This window comes from Treponema sp. R80B11-R83G3 (assembly GCF_054786115.1).
On sequence record NZ_BDHF01000609.1, the window covers coordinates 156,960 to 166,562 of the forward strand.

Below are 9,603 nucleotides of genomic sequence, written 5' to 3' on the forward strand. Positions count from 1 at the left end.
TTGTCTTAGGCGGCCGGTTTTTTCTTTGCCATCTTTTTTCTGGTCTCCCAGAAGTTTACAAAACCGGAAGCTATAAAGAGCGACGTATACGTGCCTGATGTCATTCCTATCAACAGTACAAGGGCAAAATCTTTCATTGAGCCTGTCGTAAATATGAACAGGAATAATACGGCAATCATGGTTGTCAATGTCGTTATAATGGTACGCCCTAAGATTCCTGTTATTGAAATATCCATAATATCAGTAAAATTATTATCGGGATATACGCGCATATTTTCCCTGATACGGTCAAATAGAATTATTGTGTTATTGATAGAATAACCAAGGATGGTAAGAATTGCCGCAATAGTCGTGGTGTTAAACTCCATTCTTGCCCAAACCAGATACGCTACTATAACCAGTAAGTCGTGCAATATGGCGATTACGCCGCCAATAGCGTATTGCACTTTAAAGCGGATAATCAGGTAAATCAAGATTAAAAGCAGGGTAAGGGGTATCAGGTAAAATACCTGGTCTATAAGTTTTTGGGACTGGCTTGAGCCTACATAATCAGATCGCATAACGGCAATGCCGCCTTTGCCGAAATAAGATTCAAGGCTTTGTATAACTTCATCCGATCTTACGCGCCCGTCTTTTCTGTCTTCAATACGGATCATAAAATGACGCTCCGAAGGAGTTCCAATGTTCTGTACGGCGACGCCCTGCGTAAAACCGGCCATTGCCGTTCTTACTTCGGAAATATCGACAGGAGTACTTTGCGGGTCAAGATAGTAAATTACAAACGGAGTATCTTTGTTCAAGACGGGATTTCCCTGAGAACTGAGAAACAGCCACTGCGAGTTTACATTTTCATTCGCCGGCATTGATATTTCAATATCTTCAAGCGCCTGTTCCAATGCGCGCTTAATTGAACCGATATTGGCATATTCGCTGAATGGGAACGAGTGCGTCTTTGGTTCTACGCCCGCGCCGGAAACAATTATGTAAAGACCGCTTCTGTCAAGTTGAAGAACCGCGTTTGACACGCCATTCCAGCGGAGACTGAACGCGGTCGGGGCAATTTTTATTTCTTGGATAAGGCCGGCCTGAAAATCAACGCCAAGGGCAAACCCTTTGTTTATAATGTAGCCTGATATGCTGAAAACAACAAAAATAATCGAAATTATCGCCGCAGGAAGAAAAAATTTAGAAAAACGAATTGTCTTTTTCATACGCTGACCGCCTTTGCGCTTTCCTGAATACGGGTTGTCCAGCTTATGCTCAAGCCCTTACTTCGCATAACGTCAGTTTCAAAATCAAAAATCAACCGTGACACAAAAAGGGCGGTAAATACAGATGAGAATACGCCGATTGAAAGGCTTACCGCGAACCCTCTAATTGGGCCTGAACCTAACTGCGAAAGGAAAAGGGCTGCGATAAATGTGGTTATGTTGGAGTCCATGATCGCCCAGAATGCTTTTCCAAAACCAGCTTCTATTACCGCTTTTCTTGATTTGCCAAGACGCATTTCTTCCTTCATGCGCTCAAAAATAATTACGTTAGCGTCTACCGCCATGCCGATTGTTAATATAAAACCGGCAATTGCGGGAAGGGTAAGCGTAAAGTTAAGGGCGGAAAGCACGCTGAACATTATATAGAAGTTTAATAACTGGGCGACAATCGCGTTAATACCGGCTCTTTGGTAATAGATAAGCATGAATATTAAAACTGCCGCAATGCCGCCTAACAGCGCGTAAAGCCCCTGGCGGATTGTGTCCTCTCCCATTGAAGCGCCGATGCTTTGCTGGCTGGCGACTTCAAGCTCTACGGGGAAAGCCGCAGTCCTTAAAATAAGCGCGAGGTTATCCGCTTCTTCCGAGCCAAATCCCGTAATAGTCCCCCTTTCGTGAATACCGGTAGAAATATTCGGATGGGATTTAACTTTATTGTCTAAAATAATGGCAAGGTTTTTATTCACGTTAGCTGATGTAAGCTTGTAGAAAATTTCCCCGCCTTCGGTGCTTAATTTAAAAACAACTTCCGGCTTGCCGTCCATATTGTTGCGGTCAACAGTAGCTTCCTCAATGTAATTGCCATCAAGCCCTATTTCTTTTTTTACGGCGATATAGCTAAGGGTTCCGTCATTATTCCTAACCTGCTCGTCAAGACCGTATCTGTCCTTGGTATAAACGCCAAGAACGACAACGTCGGAAGGAACAATCGAAGGGTTAATCAAATTGCCGTTAGCGTCAAAGGTTGTAGTCGGGTTGGCCCTGTAATAATTACGAAAAGCGTCCGTCGCCTCGGAATCTTCCAATTGGAAGGTAAGGCTTCCTTTTCCCATTATTATGTCGTTAATTCTTTCAGGGTCGGCTGTTCCGGGAATTTCAACATATATTTGGTCATTTCCCTGACGGCGGATAACAGGCTCAGTAAGCCCGAACTGGTCGATGCGGTTATTTAAAACTTCCAGAGCGCGTTTCATCGCGTCTTCGGAATTATCTTCGGTCAATGTCCGCCCAACCTGCAATACGATGCTTAAGCCGCCTGAAAGATCAAGCCCGAGTTTTACGGCGTTTTTTTGTAAATCTTTTAAGGCAAAAATATCATCCGCGTGTTTTTGCTCAATCGCGTCCAACGCCTCTCTTTTTGTAGAAAACGCTTCAAGAACCGATCTTGCCGTCCATTGGCTTGGAATTGGCCTTTTAAGGAGCTTGTACTGTTTTTTTGCAACTGCCGTAACAAATTCCAGATCACCGGGAATTACATTATCGGAAACCGCAGCGGCAAGAAGACGCTGCAGTTCTTCACCTGCGGCTTGAGACGAATAAGTCCTTATCTGCTGCCTGGATTCCAGCGCAAGGGCCTGCTGATCCCTTGGAATGAAAAAATACCAGCGTATTGTGGGCCATAAAAACAGAAAACAAACCCCCAATATAATCAATAAAATAAAAAATCTGTAACGTTTACTCATAATTATTCACCGTTTTCGGATGTTTGTCCTTCGGTTTTCTCCTCAATTTTATCTTCTTTGTCTTTAGAGGGCTGTACTACATTGGAAATAGCGCTTCGCAGGAATTCAAGTTTTACGTTATCATCGGCTTTGATAATTACAGTTGATTCCTTTACGCTTTGAATCGTACCGTGAAGCCCGCCGATAGTGACAACTCTATCGCCTTTTTTAATGGCGGCGAGCATTTTTTCGGTCTCTTTGCGCTTCTTGCTCTGCGGCCTTATCATCAGGAAATAAACAATGACAATTATCAAGACAAAGGGAAGAAAAGTCCTAAGCAGGTCTCCGCCCGTTGCCGCGCCGTCAGCGCCGCTTGCCTGCGGGGCTGCCATAAGTAATGAAAAAATAAACTTATTCATGGGTAACATCCTTAAAAAATAGTATTGCTTTCTACATTAACATAAAAAAGAGGGGTTATTCAAGTACCCTGAACGGCAAAAAAGCCCTATTTTTTTAAACTTTTATAATCATGGAGATTCTTGGCCTTAATAAAAAGGAAGAGCCTTTAAAATAATAGACTAATTCCACGCCGGTTTCAATATAATAACTCTCCGTAATAAGGAATAAACCTGATAAACCTATATCCGCATAGGCGTTTACTTCATTTTTAACGTATTCAATTCTGTCATAGTAATAATAATTGTCATTATCGTAATAACCGTCATCATTATAAATATAGCCTGAACCGTTAAAAGCGGTGAAACCAAAGCCAAAAGATAATGTGACGGCGTTTCGCAGATGATTATATCTCTTTTGCAGCGAAATATTAAGGGAAAAATCAAATAATGAGACATTGCTGCTGCGGTAATTATCGTCCATTACCTTGAGCGATTCGGTTGAAAAATAATCATTCAAATAATAGAATGACAGGGCAAATTCCAATCCCGCCTTAAAAGAAGCGCGTTGTGAAGAAAGCGATTCCAGCCTGAAAGTCACTCCCGGGAAATACATATATGGTCCAAATAAATCTTCTAATTCTCCATTTAACGGAAGTATCGGGTTAAAACCCAATTTAAAAAAAGCTTCTATATACCTATGATAACCTATAAAAAAACCGCCTAAAACAACCTCCAATCCGCCGGGATTTTTTATGAAAATTTCATAAGTTCCGGGAATTAACGTATCATCATTAAATATAAGCTTTACGCTTGAATTGTTGGTTACAACCTTCTCAATAGGAAATAATTCATTTTCTTCATTTCTCAGATAAATGACAGAATCATCGAAAATGTTATTCCCCGATATTAACAATACCCTGTTCTTATTTTGATCCATGTAAAAATACTCAGGGACGATTTTTATAATTTCCGGCTGAAAAGCGGCAGTAATGGTAAATTCTTCCCAATCTGAACTTTCACACCTGCGTTCCAGTAAATCAAAGGGAGTTACACTGTACCGATACCTTCCCGGATTCAAGGAAATTTCAAGGAAATTATTCTTTGTAATTTCAACATGATATTCCCTGTACTGTCCCGAAAAAACTTGAATTGACACTTCATAGTATAAAACATAATCCTCTTTATCCCAGACAAGGCGCTGTTTAAAAACCGGTTCCCCCGCGCTTGTATCAACAAAATACCCCGGTGACTCAGGCGAAGACTCCTGCGCGTATAACAAACCGGAAAATAAAAAAACGGCAGTATATAAAAACAGAAAAATAATTTTTTTACTTTCCATACAAAACCCCCGTTTTTTTTGTTTTTACGCGCCCGGGACGCGGAACATCAAGCATAAACTTATTCTCTCCCGGCGTTCCGCGCTGTTCCATTATTCCATCTCTGTAGGAAACCGCTTCCACCTGCCAGTAGAATGTTCCGCTGTCATCAAATACGCTGTAATTGTCAAATGTATATGTTAATTCCCTAATCGGCTCAGTCTGTAAAATCTGCTGTCTTCTTGGAAATCCGTCTTTTAAAATTGACAGAATATAGGAATTGGCCCCGTCAACTCTTGACCATGAAAAAACAATGCCTTCCCTTTTACGTAATTCCTCAGGGCCTAATACAAATCCCGATTCAGGAAGTCTGTTTCCCGGCGCGGGTAGAAGCGGAATCGGCTGAACGCGAATCTGCCGGGGTGAAACGGCGGTAATTGGGTGTCCGTCTTTAGAGCGGGCTTCGACTGTCCAATACCATACGCCTTCAGCCAGATTGGGAACTGAAACGGCGCGTCCGGGGTTTTGTATGTCTATCTCGGGCCTGCCGGATAAAGGATTAGAACGGCGTGAAAGAACAAATCTTGAAAACTCCACATCTTCATCAGTAGCCCAGCGGAAAACAGTCGGCTGTCTAATAGCCGTAAGCCCGGCAATAACCACGTTATTCTCAGGAGAGATCAATCTAAGGCGCAGTGGTTGTTGCGGTGTTTGTTTCTGCGTTTGGCTTTCCTGCCGTGTTTGCGAAGCGGCAGAGACTTGAGTCGCCTGCGCCTGTTGTTGCGCCAATTGCTCCTGTCTCGCCAATTGCTCCTGCTGCGCCCGCTGTTCCTGCTGCGCCCGCTGCTCCTGCTGCGCACGTTCTTGACGCACAAGCTGTTCTTGCTGTTCCTGCTGTTCCTGCCAAATCTGCCTTGTTTCTTCAAGCAGAGCCGTGAAGACATCTTCAAGCTTTTTTTCTTCTTCGACAGCCGCCAGTTCCTGAATAGCCTCACTGGGAGTATTTACGCCTAAATTATTATCATTTAATACCGGAACAGGAGCGGGAGCCAATGCGACAGAAGCTGGTTGCACTTTAAAAGAAGAGACCTGCGAAAAACGCGCCTCACCCTCATAAGCACTTGAAAAAACAGGCTGAACGCGCCAATACCATGTTCCGGCATCTATATCTGAATTAATATAACTTGTCGTCTGCACCTGTAAATTAATTTCAGGAGCGACAAACTCAGGTGATTTGGAAACATTTAACAAATAATACGCGGCATCAGGGACTTCCGCCCATCTGAATTGGACTTCCTGACCCTCATATCTTACCGGAACCTGCGCTGAGCCGCCCACCATCGGGGCAAGCAGGGTCGGCGCTGCGGCTTCAACCACGCTCATACGCCCTAAAGCAAGCGTATTATTTCCATGTAAAAGCCGCCAATGCCAAAAACCGGCATTTAAGGAAGTTACCGCGCTTGAGTCAAGATTATCAACCGTTTGTATAATTCTCTTAAAATTTTTATCTTCGGCAATTTCCAGCCTTAAAAGATCCTGCGGCTGCATATTCATTCTTGCCCATTTAAACTCCACAGTTAATGGACCGGCTTCCGTTTTTAAAAGCACCGCATTAGGCTTGGGATGAATAACGGCGGCCATGGGCTGGCGCACTTCGTTGCCCGCCGTATCACGGACGACTATTCCTCCCGCAGGCACATCCGTAACCTGCCCCTCTCTGATAACCTGCGCCGCTCCTTCCGTTACGCGCAATACAAGACCTCCGTCCCCTGAAAGGGCGTTTATCTCCGCCCCCGGCTGCACTTGCACAACTTGATCCCCTATTGACAGGAGAATCGCCCCACTGTCCCTTCCCGAAGCTACGCTGATATTACCGTAGGAAAATTCTATTTGCAAAGGGCCTTCGTCTTTTTGAATCCTAATAAGGGTATTCTCGCCTAATTCAATGCTGTTTTCATCAATATTCAACGTCGCGCCGGAAAGACGCGCGATACGGACTAAATCGCCGCTGTAAACGGCCGATTGTTCAAAAAGCCTGTCCCAGACCGCCCTGTCCGCCAACCGGCGCTGAACGGTGTTGTATTTTACGGTTACAGTCCCGGCGGGAACAATATTTAACGAGCGAAAAGTCGCGTAAATATCCAAATAAAAGTAATATAAACTTGCCGCAGCGCCGGAAAGACAAAATAAAACGACAAAAATATCCAATGCTTTATTTGACGTTTTTCTTCGTTCTTTACCTTCCGTATCGCTCATTTTTAATCCCATTACGCGTTAGCGCCAATTTTATATTTCTTTTCTTCGGCATTAGTATCAACCTTTGAAATATCAGGAGGCTTTATGCCGAGCAATTCCCTTACTTCCGCCAATGTTCTTGGGCCTGAGGTGACTGAAACATGATTTACAACGGCGAATATCCGCACCGGTTTTTCCTTTCCCTTTACGGTCACAGACGGCATTTCTTCGGTAATAAAGAAATATTTTATAAGGTTCCACGTGCTTTCGGAAATTAATATGTCCGTCCCCAGAGGTTTATTTAGCGCTTCAATTCTTGACGCGAGATTTACAGGATCGCCTATTACCGTATACTCCATACGAAGTTCAGAGCCAAGCTGTCCTGCGGTAACAATACCCGAATTAATGCCGCAACCGATTTTAATTGGCGGGTCCCCGGGATCATCCGGCATGCGTTTTTTATTTAACATAACAAGCGCTTTCCGCATCATAAGAGCGGCTTTAACGCCGTTAAAAGCGTCCTTTGCGGGGCTTCCTGCGGTGTACGCCGTGCCCCAATGCGCCATAACCGCATCGCCTATAAATTTATCCACAACGCCGTTTGTTTTTTCCACGCAGTTGACCATTTGCGTAAAATACTCGTTAAGCCAGAAAATGATTTTGTCAGAAGCGCCTTTGCCAAAATTTTTTGTAAAAATTTCAGATTTTTCAGTAAAGCCCCGGATGTCTGAGAAAAAAATCGTAGCGTGTTTAGGCAACCCCCCCGGTTTTATTTCGCCGCGCATAGCCTTAACGGCTATTTCGCGGTTGGTAAACCGCCCGAAAATACTTAACGCCTGGCTCATCCGCTGGAAACTTGTCGTAAGAAAGCCTATTTCATCTCTGCTTCTCGGTTTTAAGTCGAGTTCAAAATCGCCGCCCTCAATTTTTCGCGCGGCATTAGAAAGAATTTTTAACGCGGAAGAAATAGTTTTAGAAAAAAACCAAATAAAAAGTATTGATATAAAAACGACGGCGGCGGTTAAGAGCAAATTACGGCGGGTGGTTGTGTTAATCATTTCGAATATTTTTTTGTACTCAATACTGGTAATCACAATCGACGCGCCAATGTTTAATTTTGTAAAAGCGATATAATATTTAACTCCGTTGATCTCATGCAAATCCTGCCTGCTGCGTATGGCGCTTTCGCGAATCATGCGGACATCTTCCCTGCCGGAAATATTAGCGGATGTCCTGACCATTTCAAAATCCGGGTGTATCAAAATATCGCCGTTATTATTTATCAGATAGGATTGATTCATGCCGGAACTCAGGTTGTCATTAAGGTATTCAGGGGAGAAAAGTATAAAGACGGCGTTTGCGGACTCATGTCCTGCGGACTCACGTCCGGGGGATGCTTGCCTTCCCGGCAGTGGAAAAAATAAAGCCAGTAAATGCATGGAAAAATGACTATATGCGTTTAAAAAAGACGATTCTCCAAATACCGCTCTTTGATAATAATCGCTATTTTTCGCGTAATAAGAATTAACCAGCGAAGCGTCAATATCTTTTAAATAAAAAAAACTTTCGTTTATAAGAAATTCTACATTGTTATCGGACGTTTGGAAAACAAGAGCCGCTATTTGCTTGTTTTCTTCAAAGAAAAACTCTTCAGCCTGTTCTGAAAGCCGGCTGTTCACTCCCGCAGAATTAATAACTTGAATTAAAATTTGCGCGTTAGACCGCACATTTGCCAAAGTATGTTCCGTTTCAGCGGATGAACGCCTGTTAATCTCAAAATTGTTCTCTTCTGCGGCTATTTCCAAATCTTTACTGACCATGTAGGAGACCAAAAATGTTATAGTTCCCAGTGAAACAAGGACAAGAATAGTGATTATTGTAACAAGCTTGGCTCCGATTGAAAACCGGATAAATTTATCGCTTAACCTGACTTTTTTGCGCACATCCATAATTATTTAGCCGCTAACGTTTCCTGTTAAAAAATCCGAATTTATAACCAATCTTAAAGCCAAGAATAGAATGATCATAATGTATCTCTATAGGAGTTGGATAAAGATCATTCGGCGGTAATGCAAATTGATTCACCATTTTTGTCTCACCAAAATTTATAAACATATAGTTAACGTCAAAAAATAACGCTCCGCTTTTCCCGACCTTCATAGCTACTTGAATTCCGGCGCCTAATATATACTGCGGGTAGCTGGTAAAAATTTCCAATTTTCCGGGAAAACGCATTGGATACGCCGCGAGTCCGTATGGTTCAATGACGACAAATTTAAGAAATTTTAACGGGAATTTAAGATTCACGGAAAATAGCGCGGTATACATTAAATGGTCTTTTACCAGTTCTTCCATTGATATTTGGGCGCGAGGTTCAATACTCATAAAATTAAGGAATTGAAATTCCAATCCCAAACTTATTCCTGGCATGTTGGCAAATTTATTATCCAGCGGAGCTATGTCACCCACAGGATTGGTCATGCCAATTCCTCCAACCAAACCATCGCTTTTTTTATGCTAAGGGCTATAACATTGAAATGCCGATAATAATATAGTAAAATTAAGAAAATGCGGCAAATATTGAAGAAAACTATATTTATTAACTTTTTCCTCCTTTTTTCGATAACATTTCTTTACGCGGTAAGTCCCAATAATATTAGGCTGGCTATACAGGGGAGCGGATCGCCTACTTTTGTGGAAGGTTTTAAATATGCCTTAATAG

General features: G+C 42.7%; 7 protein-coding genes. All 7 read right to left on the bottom strand.

Going from position 1 to position 9,603, the window contains the following annotated elements; translation table 11 throughout:
- Positions 1-5: 5 nt before the first annotated feature.
- The 7 genes from secF to ACYVRH_RS16790 all read right to left on the bottom strand — a co-directional run bounded on the left by secF (position 6) and on the right by ACYVRH_RS16790 (position 9,362).
- Entirely contained in the window at positions 6-1,211 is a 1,206-nt protein-coding gene (secF, locus tag ACYVRH_RS16760; protein ID WP_461257985.1) for a protein translocase subunit SecF, read from the bottom strand.
- Complete coding sequence (secD, locus tag ACYVRH_RS16765) at positions 1,208-2,953, bottom strand: protein translocase subunit SecD (protein WP_461257986.1); 1,746 nt, start codon at positions 2,951-2,953, stop codon at positions 1,208-1,210. Before secD ends, secF begins: the two co-directional genes overlap by 4 nt.
- A gap of 2 nt (positions 2,954-2,955) precedes the next feature.
- The gene (gene yajC, locus ACYVRH_RS16770) at positions 2,956-3,351 is read right to left on the bottom strand and encodes a preprotein translocase subunit YajC (RefSeq protein ID WP_461257987.1); all 396 of its coding nucleotides are present in this window, start codon (positions 3,349-3,351) and stop codon (positions 2,956-2,958) included.
- A gap of 94 nt (positions 3,352-3,445) precedes the next feature.
- On the bottom strand, positions 3,446-4,669 hold the full coding sequence (locus ACYVRH_RS16775; protein WP_461257988.1) for a hypothetical protein: 1,224 nt from the start codon (positions 4,667-4,669) through the stop codon (positions 3,446-3,448).
- Entirely contained in the window at positions 4,659-6,902 is a 2,244-nt protein-coding gene (locus tag ACYVRH_RS16780; protein WP_461257989.1) for a FecR family protein, read from the bottom strand. Before ACYVRH_RS16780 ends, ACYVRH_RS16775 begins: the two co-directional genes overlap by 11 nt.
- A gap of 11 nt (positions 6,903-6,913) precedes the next feature.
- Positions 6,914-8,830 (bottom strand): adenylate/guanylate cyclase domain-containing protein, encoded by a 1,917-nt coding sequence (locus tag ACYVRH_RS16785; RefSeq protein WP_461257990.1) that lies wholly within the window; start codon positions 8,828-8,830, stop codon positions 6,914-6,916.
- A gap of 13 nt (positions 8,831-8,843) precedes the next feature.
- Entirely contained in the window at positions 8,844-9,362 is a 519-nt protein-coding gene (locus ACYVRH_RS16790) for a hypothetical protein (protein WP_461257991.1), read from the bottom strand.
- Positions 9,363-9,603 lie beyond the last annotated feature (241 nt).

Coding starts and splice junctions, on each gene's coding strand:
- ACYVRH_RS16790 (WP_461257991.1), bottom strand. CDS start 9,362: ATGACCAATCCTGTGGGTGACATAGCTCCGCTGGATAATAAATTTGCC.
- yajC (WP_461257987.1), bottom strand. CDS start 3,351: ATGAATAAGTTTATTTTTTCATTACTTATGGCAGCCCCGCAGGCAAGC.
- secF (WP_461257985.1), bottom strand. CDS start 1,211: ATGAAAAAGACAATTCGTTTTTCTAAATTTTTTCTTCCTGCGGCGATA.
- ACYVRH_RS16775 (WP_461257988.1), bottom strand. CDS start 4,669: ATGGAAAGTAAAAAAATTATTTTTCTGTTTTTATATACTGCCGTTTTT.
- ACYVRH_RS16780 (WP_461257989.1), bottom strand. CDS start 6,902: ATGAGCGATACGGAAGGTAAAGAACGAAGAAAAACGTCAAATAAAGCA.
- secD (WP_461257986.1), bottom strand. CDS start 2,953: ATGAGTAAACGTTACAGATTTTTTATTTTATTGATTATATTGGGGGTT.
- ACYVRH_RS16785 (WP_461257990.1), bottom strand. CDS start 8,830: ATGGATGTGCGCAAAAAAGTCAGGTTAAGCGATAAATTTATCCGGTTT.